General features: G+C 46.4%; 16 protein-coding genes. 10 read left to right on the top strand and 6 right to left on the bottom strand.

What is annotated here, in order from left to right; translation table 11 throughout:
• The first annotated feature begins 83 nt into the window (after positions 1 to 83).
• From ACFO4O_RS16885 to ACFO4O_RS16860, 6 genes are all read left to right on the top strand, one after another.
• Complete coding sequence (locus tag ACFO4O_RS16885) at positions 84 to 743, top strand: riboflavin synthase (protein ID WP_382410668.1); 660 nt, start codon at positions 84 to 86, stop codon at positions 741 to 743.
• 65 nt (positions 744 to 808) lie between these two features.
• Positions 809 to 1,909: a bifunctional 3,4-dihydroxy-2-butanone-4-phosphate synthase/GTP cyclohydrolase II gene (gene ribBA / locus ACFO4O_RS16880; protein WP_382410666.1), complete on the top strand. Its 1,101-nt coding sequence runs from the start codon at positions 809 to 811 to the stop codon at positions 1,907 to 1,909.
• Positions 1,910 to 2,039: 130 nt separating this feature from the next.
• Positions 2,040 to 2,516 (top strand): 6,7-dimethyl-8-ribityllumazine synthase, encoded by a 477-nt coding sequence (gene ribH / locus ACFO4O_RS16875; protein ID WP_382410664.1) that lies wholly within the window; start codon positions 2,040 to 2,042, stop codon positions 2,514 to 2,516.
• Complete coding sequence (nusB, locus tag ACFO4O_RS16870; protein ID WP_382410662.1) at positions 2,516 to 2,938, top strand: transcription antitermination factor NusB; 423 nt, start codon at positions 2,516 to 2,518, stop codon at positions 2,936 to 2,938. The genes ribH and nusB overlap by 1 nt, the downstream gene beginning before the upstream one ends.
• Positions 2,939 to 2,940: 2 nt before the next feature.
• Positions 2,941 to 3,915 (top strand): thiamine-phosphate kinase, encoded by a 975-nt coding sequence (gene thiL, locus ACFO4O_RS16865; RefSeq protein ID WP_382410660.1) that lies wholly within the window; start codon positions 2,941 to 2,943, stop codon positions 3,913 to 3,915.
• Between the two features lie 27 nt (positions 3,916 to 3,942).
• The gene (locus ACFO4O_RS16860) at positions 3,943 to 4,428 is read left to right on the top strand and encodes a phosphatidylglycerophosphatase A family protein (protein ID WP_382410658.1); all 486 of its coding nucleotides are present in this window, start codon (positions 3,943 to 3,945) and stop codon (positions 4,426 to 4,428) included.
• Positions 4,429 to 4,490: 62 nt separating this feature from the next.
• On the opposite strand, the gene ACFO4O_RS16855 is transcribed toward ACFO4O_RS16860, so the two are convergent.
• The 3 genes from ACFO4O_RS16855 to ACFO4O_RS16845 all read right to left on the bottom strand — a co-directional run bounded on the left by ACFO4O_RS16855 (position 4,491) and on the right by ACFO4O_RS16845 (position 9,743).
• Positions 4,491 to 5,534: a CobW family GTP-binding protein gene (locus ACFO4O_RS16855; RefSeq protein ID WP_382410656.1), complete on the bottom strand. Its 1,044-nt coding sequence runs from the start codon at positions 5,532 to 5,534 to the stop codon at positions 4,491 to 4,493.
• Positions 5,535 to 5,663: 129 nt separating this feature from the next.
• A complete protein-coding gene (locus tag ACFO4O_RS16850; RefSeq protein WP_382410654.1) occupies positions 5,664 to 7,049 on the bottom strand; it encodes a 5-methyltetrahydrofolate--homocysteine methyltransferase in 1,386 nt (461 codons plus the stop codon).
• A gap of 36 nt (positions 7,050 to 7,085) precedes the next feature.
• Positions 7,086 to 9,743 (bottom strand): TonB-dependent receptor, encoded by a 2,658-nt coding sequence (locus ACFO4O_RS16845; RefSeq protein ID WP_382410652.1) that lies wholly within the window; start codon positions 9,741 to 9,743, stop codon positions 7,086 to 7,088.
• Between the two features lie 92 nt (positions 9,744 to 9,835).
• Between ACFO4O_RS16845 and ACFO4O_RS16840 the strand changes: the two genes are divergently transcribed.
• Positions 9,836 to 10,327, top strand: a complete 492-nt coding sequence (locus ACFO4O_RS16840; protein ID WP_382410650.1) for a Fur family transcriptional regulator — start codon at positions 9,836 to 9,838, stop codon at positions 10,325 to 10,327.
• A complete protein-coding gene (locus ACFO4O_RS16835) occupies positions 10,320 to 10,709 on the top strand; it encodes a MerC domain-containing protein (protein ID WP_382410648.1) in 390 nt (129 codons plus the stop codon). The genes ACFO4O_RS16840 and ACFO4O_RS16835 overlap by 8 nt, the downstream gene beginning before the upstream one ends.
• 116 nt (positions 10,710 to 10,825) lie before the next feature.
• On the opposite strand, the gene dxs is transcribed toward ACFO4O_RS16835, so the two are convergent.
• Genes dxs through ACFO4O_RS16820 form a run of 3 tightly spaced genes read right to left on the bottom strand, consistent with a single transcriptional unit; the run spans position 10,826 to position 13,861 of the window.
• Positions 10,826 to 12,682 carry a 1-deoxy-D-xylulose-5-phosphate synthase gene (gene dxs, locus ACFO4O_RS16830; protein ID WP_382410646.1) on the bottom strand — a complete coding sequence of 619 codons (1,857 nt, stop codon included), beginning with the start codon at positions 12,680 to 12,682 and terminating at the stop codon, positions 10,826 to 10,828.
• A gap of 46 nt (positions 12,683 to 12,728) precedes the next feature.
• Positions 12,729 to 13,625: a (2E,6E)-farnesyl diphosphate synthase gene (gene ispA / locus ACFO4O_RS16825; protein ID WP_382410644.1), complete on the bottom strand. Its 897-nt coding sequence runs from the start codon at positions 13,623 to 13,625 to the stop codon at positions 12,729 to 12,731.
• Positions 13,626 to 13,630: 5 nt separating this feature from the next.
• Entirely contained in the window at positions 13,631 to 13,861 is a 231-nt protein-coding gene (locus ACFO4O_RS16820; protein WP_382410643.1) for an exodeoxyribonuclease VII small subunit, read from the bottom strand.
• A 225-nt stretch (positions 13,862 to 14,086) separates the two neighbouring features.
• On the opposite strand from ACFO4O_RS16820, the gene pomA reads away from it, so the two are divergent.
• Positions 14,087 to 14,851 carry a flagellar motor protein PomA gene (pomA, locus tag ACFO4O_RS16815; protein WP_382410641.1) on the top strand — a complete coding sequence of 255 codons (765 nt, stop codon included), beginning with the start codon at positions 14,087 to 14,089 and terminating at the stop codon, positions 14,849 to 14,851.
• Positions 14,851 to 15,783, top strand: a complete 933-nt coding sequence (locus ACFO4O_RS16810; protein WP_382410639.1) for a flagellar motor protein MotB — start codon at positions 14,851 to 14,853, stop codon at positions 15,781 to 15,783. Before pomA ends, ACFO4O_RS16810 begins: the two co-directional genes overlap by 1 nt.
• The last annotated feature ends 17 nt before the right edge of the window (positions 15,784 to 15,800 follow it).

The raw sequence follows: 15,800 nt of genomic DNA, 5'->3' as shown, positions 1-15,800 counted from the left end.
GCTCAGTTTCGTGCGATGCGGCATAAGCGATTTACTTGCGACACACTAGCAGGTGAGAAACCGTCAATAAAAGTGAGAACATCATGTTTACCGGAATTATCGAAGCAGTAGGAATCATTTCATCTCTCGACCAGCAAGGCCAAGACATTCGCCTTACAGTACAGTCAGGGAAATTAGATATGACTGACGTGCACCTGGGTGACAGTATTGCTACCAACGGCGTTTGTTTAACCGTGGTAGATAAAGGTGACGACTACTACAAAGCAGACGTATCTGCTGAGACAATCAAGTATACCGGTTTTGCACATTACAGCAGCGGCAGTTCAGTCAACCTTGAAAAGGCAATGCGCACCGATAGCCGTTTTGGCGGACACATCGTGTCTGGGCATGTTGATGGTGTGGGCACGGTAGAGTCGATTAGTGAACATACTCGCTACGTTGAGGTATGGGTGAAAGCGCCCGATAACCTTGCAAAGTACATTGCGCATAAGGGCTCAATTACAGTAGACGGCGTAAGCTTAACGGTTAATGAAGTAAAGGGTGCGTCATTCATGCTGTGGTTAATACCGCATACATTAAAAGAAACCGTGATTGGCGGGTATAAAGTGGGTACCCAAGTAAACTTAGAGGTAGATGTTATTGCCCGTTACCTAGAGCGCTTGATGCTAGGCGATAAGGCAGCCACGCCACAAGCTTCAGATATCAGCATGAGTTTTTTGGCTGAACACGGATATTTAAAATAAAAAGCTCCCATTGAGCGAAGGCTCACGCTGGGACCACGCACTGACACACACACAAAGGCAGTAAGATGGCACTAAACAGCACACAAGAGATTATTGACGATATCAAACAAGGGAAAATGGTCATCCTTATGGATGATGAAGACCGCGAAAATGAAGGTGATATCATCATGGCGGCGCAGCATGTAAACGCCGAAGCCATAAACTTTATGGTAACGCACGCACGCGGACTGGTATGTTTGCCCATGACAACCGAGCGCTGCAAGCGTTTAAAGCTTCCGCTCATGGTTGATAAAAACAGCGCACAGTTTTCAACTAATTTTACCGTATCTATTGAAGCCAGAGATGGCGTAACAACGGGTATTTCAGCAGCTGACCGAGCGCGCACCATTCAAGCAGCGGTCGCGCATGATGCCGTGGCAGACGACATTGTGCAGCCGGGTCATATTTTTCCATTAATCGCTAAAGAAGGTGGAGTGTTAAATCGCGCTGGACACACCGAAGCAGGCGTAGATTTAGCGCGTTTAGCAGGTTGTGAACCTGCGGCTGTGATTGTCGAAATTCTAAATGATGATGGCAGCATGGCCAGACGGCCTGAGCTTGAAGTGTTTGCTCAAAAACACGGCCTGAAAATTGGCACGATTGCCGATTTGATCGAGTACCGAAATTTAAACGAAACGACCATAGAAAAAGTGGCGACGTGCAAATTGCCAACCGAGGTCGGTGAGTTTGAGCTTATTACATTTAAAGATGTGATCGATAAACAAATCCACTTTGCGCTTAAAAAAGGCGAGATTGATGCAAGCGAACCTACCTTAGTGAGAGTGCATCTGCACAACACGCTGAGTGACTTACTAGGTTCAACCCGAGCTATTAATCGCTCTTTGCCTTTGCAAGAAGCCATGAAGCGCATTCATGATGAGGGTGGGGTGTTGGTTTTATTGGGCAAAGAAGAAGATATTGAAGGCCAAGTTAAGCAGTTTGAGGCTGAAGATAACGACCAAATAGCGAAAGGTAAAACATGGCAGGGCTCGTCACGTACCGTTGGCGTAGGCAGCCAGATATTAGCCAGTTTAGGTATAAAGAAAATGCGTTTGCTCAGCAAACCAATTAAATATTCAGCGCTATCTGGCTATGGATTAGAGGTTGTAGAATACATACATGACTAGGCACAATTAACGACTTGCAATAGTTGTTTATAAGGCCTAAATCACACCCGTGCACAGTAAGGCTTAAAATATCTCACGATTTGAGTCTTCTGTGCTATACTTCGCGCCGATTTTTATAGGAGCATATTGCATGAACGTAATCGAAGGTAATGTACGCGCCACAGGCAAAAAATTCGCCATTGTTGTTGCCCGCTTTAACAGTTTTGTTGTTGAAAGTTTGTTAGAAGGTGCGCTTGATACGCTCGAACGTCATGGTGAAGTGAATCCTGACGACATCACGGTAGTGCGCGTGCCTGGCGCTTATGAAATGCCACTCGCTGCGAAAAAGGTTGCTCAAAAAGGCAATTTTGACGCCATTATCGCCTTGGGCGCAGTGATCCGCGGCGGCACACCGCATTTTGATTTTGTTGCCGGAGAGTGCAACAAGGGGCTAGCTCAAGTGTCAATGGATGAAGGTATTCCCGTCGCTTTTGGCGTGATCACGACCGACAGTATTGAGCAAGCGATCGAGCGTTCTGGTACTAAAGCCGGCAACAAAGGCTCTGAAGCCGCGTTGTCTGCGCTTGAAATGGTGAACGTTGTAGCTGCAATAGACGGTAGCCTTTAGTGAAACCTGCCCACAGAAAACAGGCCAGAGTACTGGCCTTACAAGCTTTATATAGCTACCTAATGAGTGGCAACGATATGCAGCAGGTAGAGCTTGCTATTGCGACAAGTAACGATATGTCTAAGGTCGACATGGAGTATTTTCAGGCGATTTTAAAAGGCGTAGCTGACGATCCGCAAGCGATTGATGCGGCATACAAAGCGTATTTAGGGCGCTTGCCTGAAGAGTTAGATCCTATTGAAAAGTCGATTATGCGACTGGCCACCTTTGAACTACTTCACCGATTAGACACACCGTTTAAGGTGGTGATTAATGAAGCAATTGAGCTTGCCAAAACCTTTGGCGCCGAAGAAAGTCACAAATTTATTAATGGCGCGCTAGATAAAGCGGTCAAAACTCTCAGAAAAGACGAAAGAAGATAGGTTTGGACGAATTTACTTTAATTCGCGATTATTTTTCTACCCCTGATTTTGTTCGTAAAGACGTCATTATTGGCGTGGGTGATGATGCTGCTATCACGCAAGTGCCTCAAGGTCAGTATTTAGCAACAACCACCGACACGCTCCTCGAAGGGGTGCATTTTTTGCGGCAGGCAAGTGCAGATGCCATTGCACATAAAGCGATCGCGGTTAATTTAAGTGACTTAGCCGCAATGGGCGCAGAGCCGGCTTGGATTAACTTGTCGCTGTCTTTGCCCGAGGTTGACAATCAGTGGCTTGAACTGTTTTCGCAGAAGGTGCAGGAGTTAACCAAGTACTTTTCGATTCAGCTTATTGGCGGTGATACCGTGAAAGGTAAGCTAGCGGTAACGATTACCGCTCAAGGCTTCGTTCCGCCAGAAAGCGTACTCACACGAGTGGGCGCTAAACCCGGTGATTGGTTGTTTGTGACCGGCACGCTTGGCGACGCTGCAGCGGGCTTAGATTGCCTTCAAAATAAACTTAAGTTGACTGATAAAAGCGCACAAGAATACTTAGTTGCGCGTCATAGTTTTCCGACACCTCGCGTGTTAGCGGGGACGACTTTACGTCGCTTGGCAAACGCCTGTATTGATGTGTCTGATGGCTTGATGCAGGACTTACAGCATATACTCAAGGGCTCTAATGTAGGGGCACTTCTGCATCTAGACAAACTACCCATCTCTAAAGAGCTCGGCTCAAGTATTCCAGAGTTGCAGCAGGCTTTAACTTACGCCTGCACAGGCGGCGATGATTATGAGCTTTTGTTTACGATTGCCGAAGAACACCGAGTAAGCATGGAAAGCGCGATGGCAAGTTATAATTTACCGGTCACCTGCATTGGACAAATTACAGGCGTAAGCGGCAAAATCGACTTGCGATTAAATGACCAGCCGTTTTCTTTTGTATCGCTTGAAGATAGAGGCTACCAGCACTTCTAAGCACATATTTGGACTTAGCTAATCGTTATGGATAAACAACTACGCCAACGGGTATCACTGCTTAATCCAGATCACTTCTGTGCACTGGGGTTTGGCTCAGGTTTAGTTCCGTTTATGCCGGGCACGTTCGGCTCACTTGCCGCCATCCCTTTACTCCTGATGATGTCTTATCTATCAATTTTTTGGTTCGTGTTTGTAAGCGCCATTGCTTGTTTAATTGGTATACGCTTCTGCCAAAAAACTGCAGATGCAATGGGTATTCACGATCATGGGTCAATCGTGTGGGACGAAATCGCTGGCATGATGGTAGTGTTTATTGCGGTGCCCATTAATCCGTTAACGTTACTGATAGGTTTCTTGCTTTTCCGTTTTTTCGATATTTTAAAACCTTGGCCAATCCGCTTGTTTGACAAAAAAGTGCATGGCGGCTTTGGTATAATGCTCGACGACATCGTTGCTGGTGCAATTGCTTGCGTGTGCCTACATACCTTGCTGTATTTCCAGTGGTGGTAGACAGTATTCTCAAGCAATTGCGCTTCAATGCACTGTATGAAGGTTTGACATATCGATTAGTGTTAGACGCTCTGGATAGAAACCAGCGAATCGATTGCGGTTTTTAACTGAGATATCAACGCTTCATCTTTTACAATAAGCTCTAGACGGGAGTCCATCGCTTCATCATATTCGTAAATGCGCCATTCATCTCCTTGATTGTTAATTGTAAAAATGCCTTGGTTAGTGATCATGAGCGCTTTGATTCTAATCGCATCAATTTCGGTAAGCGTCCGAATCAAGCTGTCATGATTAAAACAATATCTTGACGGCCAAATCCACCCTAGTGAAACAAAACCGTCGCTTTTGTTCTGTTTAAACACTGCATTAACGTCTGTAGCCGGCTCATTTGATTCATTGTCTTCAAACGCGTGTTGTTTGGGATGACTTTTAGCCAAAGGTCGCATTTTTTTGTTTAGGCTATGATGACTGGCCTGCGAGAGCAGAGCGGTGGTGTTTTGCATGATTTTGCCGTGCTCGGCAGTTAAAATTTCCGTATCGCCGATTGAGTTTGTTTTTAAATATTCTTTGAGATAGCCCATGTCAGCCTCTTCATACCGGTCGATTTTAGTTGCGATGATATAATCAGCGACTTCAAACTGTTCTTTGAAAGTTGGATGTTCGCGCCATCTAACGTCTTTAAGTTTGCGCGCATCGCTTAAGCAAAATGTACTTTTAAGCGAAATCACATCTCGATAGTGCTCACTCGAAAACACTTCTACCACTTCCTTTGGGTGACCGAGTCCGGTCGGTTCTACCAAGAGCCTATGGGGTTTTGCGATTGCGAGTAATTGATTTAACGCTATTTGCATGGGCAATCCTGAAGCACAGCACATGCAGCCACCGGGGATTTCCCGAATAAATATCGTTTGTTTGTCTGAGGAGTCTTTGCTGGCGCATGAATGCAATATTGCACCGTCTATTCCGACTTCACCAAATTCGTTAACCAAAACTGCCCAGCGCTCATGTTTAGGTTTAGTTTTTAAGAGCGCTTTAATAAAGGTAGTTTTGCCCGCGCCTAAAGCGCCGGTAATAATATTGGTGGGAACGGCAGAAATTATTTCCATATTATCTTATGTAGAATCGTAGTGTGTGGCTACAATCATGCCTTGGCCCAATGCCCAAAACAAAATATTTTGAGCAAAGGCCAAGGCAGTGAGTCGATGTAAACCACGGGTGATGTTTTAAAATCGGCCTTATGGATGGTTGTGCGCTTCTTCAGCAATACCTAACCATGTGACGTTAGCAGGCGCAAAATCAAGTTCGAAATCACCCTCTACCTCTCTATCTTCTATGTGCACCATTAATATGTGCTGAGCGATTGGGTCGGCAACATATACATAGTTTGCGTTTTGGGCAACTGTCATGGTAAAAGAAAGACCCTCTGGCATGGCGCTTAAATCTTGGGTACTAAGCGTGACTGCGCCCTCAAATTCAAATTCGTTTACACCGCCATGAATATGCGCCGATAAGATGTTTAAATTGCCAAGGCTATCGAGTATTAAGGCATGCTCGCCATCGTAACTAAACGCATAAGAGATAGGGCGCGCGCCCTCTTGTGCTTGCCAGTCAATCACTTCCATTTCATTTGCTTCTGGGTCGATGCTGAGCACGAAGACTTCGCCGGTAGCACGGTTGCTAGCAACGCCGATAAATGCGTCGGCGTCATGATGACCATAAAGGCTGCCAATACGTAGGCCGTCTATGGCATCGATATTGTCAATTTTAGTGGCCTCAAATTCACCATCATGCTCGTGCGCAACCAAAACGCCATCGCCACATCCAAACAACACAAAGTCGTGATTTTGTGCCGCACCATGTAAGTCAGGGCAAGCAAGTTCGAAGGTTTGTTCTAATTCATATTCGCCATCGTGTAGGTGAAATACGCCCACTTGATCGGGAAGTATCGTGTTGCCAGAGGTGCTCTGGGCGTCGTCGCGCCTTACGCTTGCCAACAAGAAATCGCCGCGCGGTTCTGCTACCCCGTGCATGTTAACTGTGTACATAAGCGTTGCGGGACTATCGTTCTCATTAGTGATGTCCATATCAGAAATAACATGCACAGAGGCAGGAATGCCGGCAGCGGCATCACCGTCGTAGAAAATAGCCGACTGTCCGTCATGGTTCACAAAATGCGTCGGACGAGAGCCGCTTAGCATGTAATCTGTCATTTGGGGTGCTTGCTCGTAATCATGCAAATGGTCTACGTGGTCTTCTCGCCATAAGCCACCGTCTATAAATTCGACCATATCGGCATTACGAGCTGTAACCACTGCATAGCGATACGACGCAGATGGATATACACGGCTGCCATCATTGCTTAAGTTAAAGCTATCGAGCATGTCGCCGTCGTCTAAATCAATAATTGACACGCTACTGCTCTCACCTGAGGTGACGGCCAAGCGACCCATACTCTCAATTAAGAAGTCATTGCTCGGCGGATTGCTACCGCCACCTCCATTTGGCGGCGTTTCAACAATGGGCTCGCGTTCAATTATGGTTGTTTCGGCATCCCCACAGCCCGTTAAAAGGGTCGCGCTGATGGCTAATGTGAGTAAGCTAAGGGTTTTAACGTTGTTCATAAATAGGTTCCTTTTATTTTAAATTGTTGAGCGCGACTAAAAATAGCCTCTTACGCCGATGCTTAAGTTGCGGCCGGGACGCGGCGCTATATCCTTTAAGAAGGAGGTATGCACTCTTGCTTCCGTATCGGTGAGGTTATTGCCTTTCAAATAAACTGTGACATTGTTATCTAGAATGGGTAGGTCATACGCGATGCCGGCATCAACAAGAGTGTAGCCGTCTGTTTCGGTCTCAAAATTGGCTATTTTGTCTTGTGACTGATAGCGCGTGATGTCCAAGTGCGCACTCAAGCTTTCGTTTTGATAGCTAAACTGCGAGCCGAATCTAAGCGGTGGTGTACGCGGCAAATCGCGAGAGCCTGCATCTCCATCTTTTAAGCGCGCTCTAACATAGTCTGCAAACACGCTTGCTTTGAAGGTATTTGTTACCTGCCAAGCTACCTGCGCTTCAAAGCCATGCAGGATCACGTCATCAGTTCGGAATATAAATACCGGTAACTCGCCCTCATGCTCATGTGCATCACCGTGCTCGTGTGAGCCGTGATCGTGAGAGCCATGGTCATGTGAATCATGACCACCATGGTCGTGGCTGCCGTGGTCGTGGCCATCATCGGCAAACAAACCGGTATTCACTTGGTAGTAGTAATTATCAACGCTGTTGTAAAAGGCGTTAAAAATAAAGCCTACATCGCCTTCTGTTTTGCGAAAAGTTAGGTCAATGTTGTTTGCTGTTTCAAGATCGATTACCTCGTCGGTTAAACCGATGGCTGGACCTTCCTCATGGTCGTGATCATGGTTATGCTCATCGTGGCCATGTTCATCATGAGTAAGGGCAAACAAAGCGCCTACCTCATATGTGCGTGTTCCGATGTGCGGCCCAAACGACAGCAATTCGGATGCCGAAGGCGCTCTTTCTGAGCGAGAGACTGACAACGCAAGATTATAGCCGGGTGCAAAATCCCAAACGGCACCGGCACTTAAGGTGATTGGGGTGAACTCATGATCAGCGGTAAACACCCGCGTGATTTCTAATTCTGATCCATGGTCATGCTCATGGTCATGGTCGTGATCATGCTCGTCGTCGCCATGTTCATCATCGTGTGAATGTGCGTCAAGCATGGGCAGTTGAACGTCACTCGCGTCCATAGTAACGCGTTCAATTCGCGCTCCAAGCTGAACTAATACATCGCCAAAATGTCGTTCTTCAATGAGGGCAATGCCAAACATTTCGGTGCTAGAGGGAGGTGTGAATGCCTCGCTGCCTTGCGCCTCAATGTCGGTATTTTTATAGTGAAGAGAAACGCCACCACGCCAACCGTAAAAAGGCTGATGCAGCGTATCTATGCGTAGTTCATAGGTTTCGTTCGCGAATACTGTTCCCACCGTACCGTGTTCAATCTCAGAGTGCTCATAATCGGTGTAGCCTGCGCGTAAATTAACTTCGCGCACTAGGGCATGGTCAAAGTTAAATTCACCGAGTAACTGCGCGCGCGTCTGCTCTAGGTCAGCAAACACCTCTTCGGAGTGTTCGTTGCTATGCTCATCACCATGCTCATCTTCGTGGTTATCGTCATGTGAATGGTCACCGTCATGCGAATGGCCGCCGTGACTTTCATCTCCGTGGGAATGGCCAGGTATGCCATACTCTCGATTAAACTGCTCTACCGATACGCCTATAAAACCGTTGTCGAGTAAATAGCTGCCGCCGAGAGTGAAGCCATATGATTCTTCTGCGCTGTTTTCAACGAAAAAATCACCTGAATTGTCATGTTCATCGTTATGTCCGTGTTCGTGCTCGTGTTCATGCTCATGTTCATGGTTATGGTCTGCAGCCTCCAATTCGGGCATAACCGGCACTTCGTAGTCGTCTGAGTCGCGATAAAAGCCATCGGCATAAAACGCGAAGTTATCGAAACCTGTGGTAACGTTAAATGACGCCAGCTTTTGCTCATCAACAGTACTGCCTTCTAGTAAAAACTCGCCCCGTGTTTCGTTGTCGGTTGGCACGCGATTGTCTACCACATTGACCACGCCACCAATGGCGCCGCTACCGTAAAATAGGGTGGCGGGACCACGAAGTACTTCAATTTGGGTGGCCGTTGAGGCTTCACTGGCAACAGCATGATCAGGGCCTACTCGGGATACATCGCTCACGTCCATACCATTTTGCGCAATCAGCACGCGAGGACCGCTCAAGCCACGTATTACCGGAGTGCTAGCTACTTTGGCATGAAAGTTTGTATGTACACCGGCTATTTTTTCAAGAGAATCACCGAGGGTGGCGCTTTGCTGACGTCGCAGTGTTTCGCCACTTAACACACTGATGGGTATCGATGACTCCATGGATGACATATGCAGCGGTGTTGATACGATATCAATTACCTCGATTGCAGAGCGTTTCAAGGTAAATGTTACGTTGCTCAAGCCTTCTGATGGCACACTCAAATCACGGTGTAAATGCGCAAAACCCGATGCACGAATGTGTACTTCGGTATCGCCCTGAGCGAGCTGTGGAAATACAAACCGACCACTTGCGTCGGTGCGAGCGTCAAGGCCTAAGCCATGTATTTCAACATTTGCGTCAGCTACTGGCTTGCCATCAGCACCAAGCACAATACCCTCTAGCGACTTTGCATATACTCCAGCAGACAACGTCGCACATACAAGCGCGGCAACTTTAGATAGTTTTCTCATTTGTTCCCTCAATGTTTTAAATTAGCTCTTTTCTCTTTTTAAGTTATGTTATATTATATCAAAACGTCAAGTGATTTTTTGTTTGTTTATCTATGCAGTTGTTTGAAGATTCTGATGTGTTGAAGGTGAGAGAGATTTGCGAGGCTCAGAACGCTCGCCTCACTAAACAACGCCTGCACGTGTTAAATGTGCTTTTGGATGCTGAGCAAGCGATGTCTGCTTATGAGCTAGCTAAAATATATAATGAGCGGTTTAACGAAAAAATTATCGCAACATCGGTTTATCGAATATTAGAGTTCTTCATTGATTTACGTATCGCATACCGTTTGGATACGATAAACAAATTTATTGCTTGCCAGTGCATTGGTGAGGATAACAATAACCACTTTCCTGTTTTTGTGATATGTGTGCAGTGTAATCAAGTCAACGAGCTGGCAGTACCGGTTTCAGTAATGGAAAATATGTGCGCGGCTGCAAATACGCCAAAATTTAAAGTGATTGATTCAAAAGTAGAGCTTAAAGGCGTATGCAAGACTTGCGAATGCGACCTGAGGCAGCTCGGAAAAGGAGAAGGTTTTGAATAAAGTAATGAATATTGGCGATAAACTCGCAATTGGTGTTTCTTCGTTATGCGTCTTGCACTGTGCATTAGTGCCGCTTGTTTTATTCACGCTCCCTTTAATGTCGACGCTATTCATTTTCGACGAAGGCTTTCACGTGTTATTAGTGTTAGCCGTCATACCAATAAGTGTACTCACGATTTTATTTGGCTATCTTCAACATCGCCAAAGTGGAATCGTTTTGATGTGTGCTGCCGGGTTGCTTGCTTTGGTAATGGCGATTATTTTCGGGCATGACCTATTTAACGGGAAAGGTGAAGTCATCCTTACGGTAATTGGGTCAGCGTTTTTGGTGTTTAGCCACATTCGAAACTTTGCATTACGAAGTGCCTATATTCATCCTTGAGTGCATCTACTCGAATTTTTGCTGGAGTGAATATCAGTGCTTAAGAATATCGTTCATCCTAGCGCATCAGCGCGGCTGTCCTTGCGTACAAAAGGCATATTATTCTTAAAAACCTTTTAAAAGTTCTTTATTGCACGTTCAATGCCGTCTGCATCTATGCCTAGCTCGACATACATCTCTTGTTGCGTGCCTTGCATAATAAATTCGTCAGGTAAGCCTAGCTTGAGCAAGTGGCACAAAACCTTGTGAGTTTGAAGTACTTCACCCACAGCGCTTCCTGCACCACCTGCCACTGCACCGTCTTCAATGGTAACAAGCAAATCGTGTTCACCAGCGGCCTTAATAATGGCTTTTTCGTCTATCGGTTTTACAAAGCGCATGTCGATAAGTGTTGCATCAAGGCGCTCTGCTGCAATGCTCGCCTCGCCATATAGGCTGCCAAAATTCAGGATGGCTACCTTTTTGCCCTCACGCATCACGCGGGACTTGCCTAGCTCTAAGGCGGTCATGGTTTCATCAATGGCTTTACCAATGCCAGCGCCTCTTGGATATCGTACCGTTGCCGGTTGCTTCGCAATATGGCCGGTATAGAGCATATTTCTACAGTCAGCTTCATCGGCTGGGGTCATAATAATCATATTAGGAATGCAGCGTAAAAAGCTAATATCAAATGCACCCTGATGAGTCGGACCATCGGCACCCACAATGCCTGCTCGGTCTATGGCAAACAATACTGGCAGGTTCTGAATAGCAACATCGTGGATTAATTGGTCGTATGCGCGCTGTAAAAACGTTGAGTAAATGGCAACTACCGCGTTCTTCCCTTCTCTTGCTAAACCAGCGGCTAAGGTTACTGAGTGCTGCTCAGCAATCGCCACGTCTATATATTGCTCGGGGTAGCGTTGCGAAAATTTAACCATGCCGGAGCCTTCTCGCATCGCAGGGGTAATAGCCACTAGGTTTTTGTCTTTTGCCGCCATATCGCAGAGCCAGTTGCCAAATATGGCTGAATAGCTTGGTTTACCAGGCTTACTCTCTGGCAGTTTTTCAGTGGTGTGATCAAATTTGGGGACCGCATGCCATTTAATTGGGTCTTGCTCGGCTTGCTCATAGCCTTTACCTTTTTTGGTCACCACATGCAAAATTTGTGGGCCTGAAATTTTACGCATATTACTTAAGGTCTCGACCATAGTGTCAACATCGTGACCGTCTATCGGGCCAATGTAGCGAAAGCCAAGCTCTTCAAAAATTGTGCCCGGCACTACCATGCCTTTAATATGCTCTTCAGCTTTGCTTGCCAACTCTTTAATGGGCGGTATATTGCTCAGAATTTTTTTGCCGTTGTCTCTAATGGAGTTGAAGAAACTGCCGGTAAGCAAACGCGCTAAATGGCTATTTAATGCGCCCACGTTTTCTGAAATCGACATTTCGTTATCGTTTAAAACAATCACCAAGTCTTTGGCAATATCGCCAGCATGGTTTAGCGCCTCAAATGCTAAGCCGGCTGTAAGCGCACCATCGCCAATAACAGCAACAACTTTTCGGTTTTTCTGCTCTTTGTCGGCGGCAATTGCCATGCCTAATGCCGCTGAAATAGAGGTTGACGAATGTCCAACCGCAAAGGTGTCATACTCACTTTCTGGGGGCCAAGGGAAGGGGTGCAATCCACCTTTTTTGCGAATGGTGGTCATGCGGTCGCGCCTACCTGTAAGTATTTTATGCGGGTAGGCTTGATGACCCACATCCCAAATTAGGCGGTCAAATGGAGTGTTGTAAACATAATGCAGAGCAACGGTAAGCTCTACGGTGCCCAAACCAGAAGCAAAATGACCACTGCTTTGGCTAACACAGTTAAGTAAAAACAGCCTTAGTTCTTTAGCGATAAGCTTTAAGTTGTGCTTTGGCTGCTGGCGCAATTCACTAGGAATATTTGCTTTTGCCAAATGCGGATAATGGGAAAGGTCTAAGCTCATTCTTAATTCATTCTTCTAAGTCGTTTTATTAGTATGCTGTAAGAACTTAAAAAGTTCGCGTGACCATGTAATCGGTGAACAGCTTTAAGTGGGCGGTATTGTACGGCAAAGTGTCCAAGGCGTGTAGCGCTTCTTGGTGATGAGCTTTTAATTGTGTTTGTGCTCCCTCAAGCCCAAGTTTACTGACAAAGGTGTTTTTATTATTGCTTTGATCAGAGCCTTGCGGCTTGCCCAAAGTCTCGGTGTCGGATATTACATCGAGGATGTCGTCTTGGATTTGAAACGCCAGTCCAATATGATTTGCAAATGACGTTAAATTAGCCAAGTCGTCAGCGCTCGTTTGTGAGCAGATCAGCGCCCCCATTCTTACGCATGCGGTAAGCAATGCGCCGGTTTTTAGACTATGTAAGTGATTGAGGGCGTCTATACTAATGTCTTCGTTGGTAGCAATGAGGTCGAGGCTTTGCCCTTGGCACATGCCATTTGCACCGCTCGCTTTGGCGAGTTCGCTAATAAGCGCAATGCGTTTGCTGTTGGCAAAATCGCTAAGCGCATGATTGGCCAGAATTTCAAATGCGAGAGTCTGCAGAGCATCTCCCGCTAGGATGGCGGTGGCCTCATCAAATTCGATATGACAAGTGGGCTTGCCGCGACGCAGAGCATCATCGTCCATTGCGGGTAAGTCGTCATGCACTAAGGAGTACGCATGTATGCACTCTACGGCCAAAGCAACCGTGTCAACATCATCTTGGTCGCCGCCGAGCATATTGGCCACAAGCATAATGAGCAAAGGACGCATGCGTTTGCCACCGTTAAAAAGCGCATAGCGCATGGCCTGCAGTAGTTGGCTATCTGGGTAGGCCTGAACGCGAATGTAGTTAGCGAATGCTGTTTCGACTCGGGCTTTAGTTAAGGTTTGTAGCGCTAGCAAATCTTCTTGCATGTAGATTAGTCAGGCGCTTGGAAATCTTCGAGAGTTTGGGCACCGCCCTCTTGGGTCAGAATTTTTACTTTCTGCTGTGCTTGTTCCAATAGTGTTTGGCTACGTCTGGCAAGTGCGATACCTCGCTCAAAACTTTGTAACGAGGCTTCCAAAGTGATGTCGCCTTGCTCCATTTTAGTCACGATGGTTTCTAATTCTTCCATAGCTTGTTCAAAGCTTAATTTTTCAGCGCTCATAGTGCCTGCATACCTGTAATTCAATGACGCAAACAATACCTAAGCTACCTCTTAGTTTCAAGGCATTAAATACAAAAGAGCGATTAACCATTATGCAATGATATTTGTTGCCCTTGGTGGGTCAAAACTTTGCCAAAACTAAGCATAAAGATAAACGATGCCTTGCCGTTAACCCCTTTATAGAAACATATCAAACAACCTTCATTTCAGGTAGAGGAGTTAACCGTGGATTTAGCAACACTAATCGGCCTAATAGGCGCGCTTGGTTTTGTCGTCATGGCGATGGTCCTAGGTGGCGACCTAGGCATATTCTTTAATATTCCGTCGGTACTTATTGTATTCGGTGGCTCTACCTTTGTTGTGCTTATGCAATATCCGCTAGCCCAGTTTTTAGGGGCTGGCAAAATAGCGGGCAAAGCATTTGCATTTAAAATTCAGTCGCCCGAAGAGCTTATTCAAAAGGTAGTTGAAATGGCTGACGCTGCTCGCAAGGGTGGATTTTTGGCACTTGAAGAGGCCGAAATTGAAAACAGTTTTATGCAAAAGGGCGTCGACATGCTGGTGGATGGACACGATGTTGAAGTCGTTCGTACAACTATGGCAAAAGATATTTCTAACACCTCTGAGCGACACGACGCTGGTGCCATAATATTTAAATCTTTAGGTGACGTTGCACCTGCAATGGGCATGATTGGTACCTTAATCGGTCTTGTTGCCATGTTGTCTAACATGGATGACCCAAAAGCGATTGGTCCAGCAATGGCGGTGGCGCTACTCACTACGCTCTATGGGGCTATGCTCGCTAACATCGTTTGTTTGCCTATTGCATTTAAACTAGGCGTGAGGGCTGCTGAAGAAAAGCTCAACCAATGTTTGATTCTCGATGGCATTTTGGGTATTGCAGATGGTCAAAACCCAAGGGTTATTGAAGGCGTGCTAAAAGGCTATTTGGCGGAAGGCAAGCGCGGTTCGGCTGAGGAAAAAGAGTAGTGGAAGACGAATGCCCAAAATGCCCACCTGAAGGCCTTCCTGCGTGGATGGGTACTTTTGCAGACTTAATGTCTTTGTTGATGTGCTTTTTTGTTTTGCTGCTTTCTTTCTCAGAAATGGACGTAAAAAAATTTAAGCAGATAGCGGGCTCTATGAAGTTCGCATTTGGCGTACAAAACAAGATTGAGCTGAAAGATATTCCAAAAGGCACAAGCGTTGTTGCCTTAGAATTTCGACCTGGAAAGCCCGACCCTACACCTATTGAAACCGTGCAGCAGGTTACCCAAGACATCACTAAGCCGATGCTTAACTTCCAAGAGGGCGAGGATGCTTCTGCAGGTGGTCGTCAAAAGCAACGCGGACAGCTAAGGGGTGGTCAGGCCCCTAATACCGCAAATCAAACCGCGTCGGCCGGTGCAGCCGCAACCAATAATGAGCAGCTTGAGAAGCAAATGAAAAAAGTGCAAGAGCTGCTGCAAAAAGAGATTAAAGACGGTGCGGTTGACGTTGAGAACCTTGGGCAGCAAATAGTGATTCGAATTCGAGAAAACGGCTCATTTTCAGCAGGTTCGGCGTTTTTACAGCCTCAATTTATTCCCGTCATTCGCCAGCTAGGAACGCTTGTAAGCGATATGCCCGGCCAAATCGAAATTTCTGGGCATAGCGATGGTGTGCAAATTTCTAACGAGCTTTATCGCTCTAACTGGGATTTATCATCTCAACGTGCGGTTGCAGTGGCCGAGGAACTCAGGCTGGCAGATGGTTTTGATGAGAACAGAATGAAGGTCATTGGTAAGGCATCTACCGAACTGATGGACGAGGGCGATACCCCAGAGGCTCGGGCCAAAAACCGTCGAGTTGAGATCACTATTACACAAGGTGACCCCAAATTCACTGACCCGATATCTATCATGGAGCCTAGTGGAAACTAGGCTTGGCATCGCAGCAG

The sequence above is a fragment of the Glaciecola siphonariae genome (assembly GCF_042652645.1).
GTDB lineage: Bacteria > Pseudomonadota > Gammaproteobacteria > Enterobacterales > Alteromonadaceae > Glaciecola > Glaciecola siphonariae.
The sequence above is the reverse complement of the archived record's forward strand: the minus strand, read 5'-3'. Positions and strand labels throughout refer to the sequence as shown.

Coding starts and splice junctions, on each gene's coding strand:
- ACFO4O_RS16820 (WP_382410643.1), bottom strand. CDS start 13,861: ATGAGCGCTGAAAAATTAAGCTTTGAACAAGCTATGGAAGAATTAGAA.
- ACFO4O_RS16860 (WP_382410658.1), top strand. CDS start 3,943: ATGGATAAACAACTACGCCAACGGGTATCACTGCTTAATCCAGATCAC.
- ribH (WP_382410664.1), top strand. CDS start 2,040: ATGAACGTAATCGAAGGTAATGTACGCGCCACAGGCAAAAAATTCGCC.
- ACFO4O_RS16855 (WP_382410656.1), bottom strand. CDS start 5,534: ATGGAAATAATTTCTGCCGTTCCCACCAATATTATTACCGGCGCTTTA.
- ACFO4O_RS16885 (WP_382410668.1), top strand. CDS start 84: ATGTTTACCGGAATTATCGAAGCAGTAGGAATCATTTCATCTCTCGAC.
- ACFO4O_RS16840 (WP_382410650.1), top strand. CDS start 9,836: ATGCAGTTGTTTGAAGATTCTGATGTGTTGAAGGTGAGAGAGATTTGC.
- ispA (WP_382410644.1), bottom strand. CDS start 13,625: ATGCAAGAAGATTTGCTAGCGCTACAAACCTTAACTAAAGCCCGAGTC.
- ACFO4O_RS16850 (WP_382410654.1), bottom strand. CDS start 7,049: ATGAACAACGTTAAAACCCTTAGCTTACTCACATTAGCCATCAGCGCG.
- dxs (WP_382410646.1), bottom strand. CDS start 12,682: ATGAGCTTAGACCTTTCCCATTATCCGCATTTGGCAAAAGCAAATATT.
- ribBA (WP_382410666.1), top strand. CDS start 809: ATGGCACTAAACAGCACACAAGAGATTATTGACGATATCAAACAAGGG.
- ACFO4O_RS16845 (WP_382410652.1), bottom strand. CDS start 9,743: ATGAGAAAACTATCTAAAGTTGCCGCGCTTGTATGTGCGACGTTGTCT.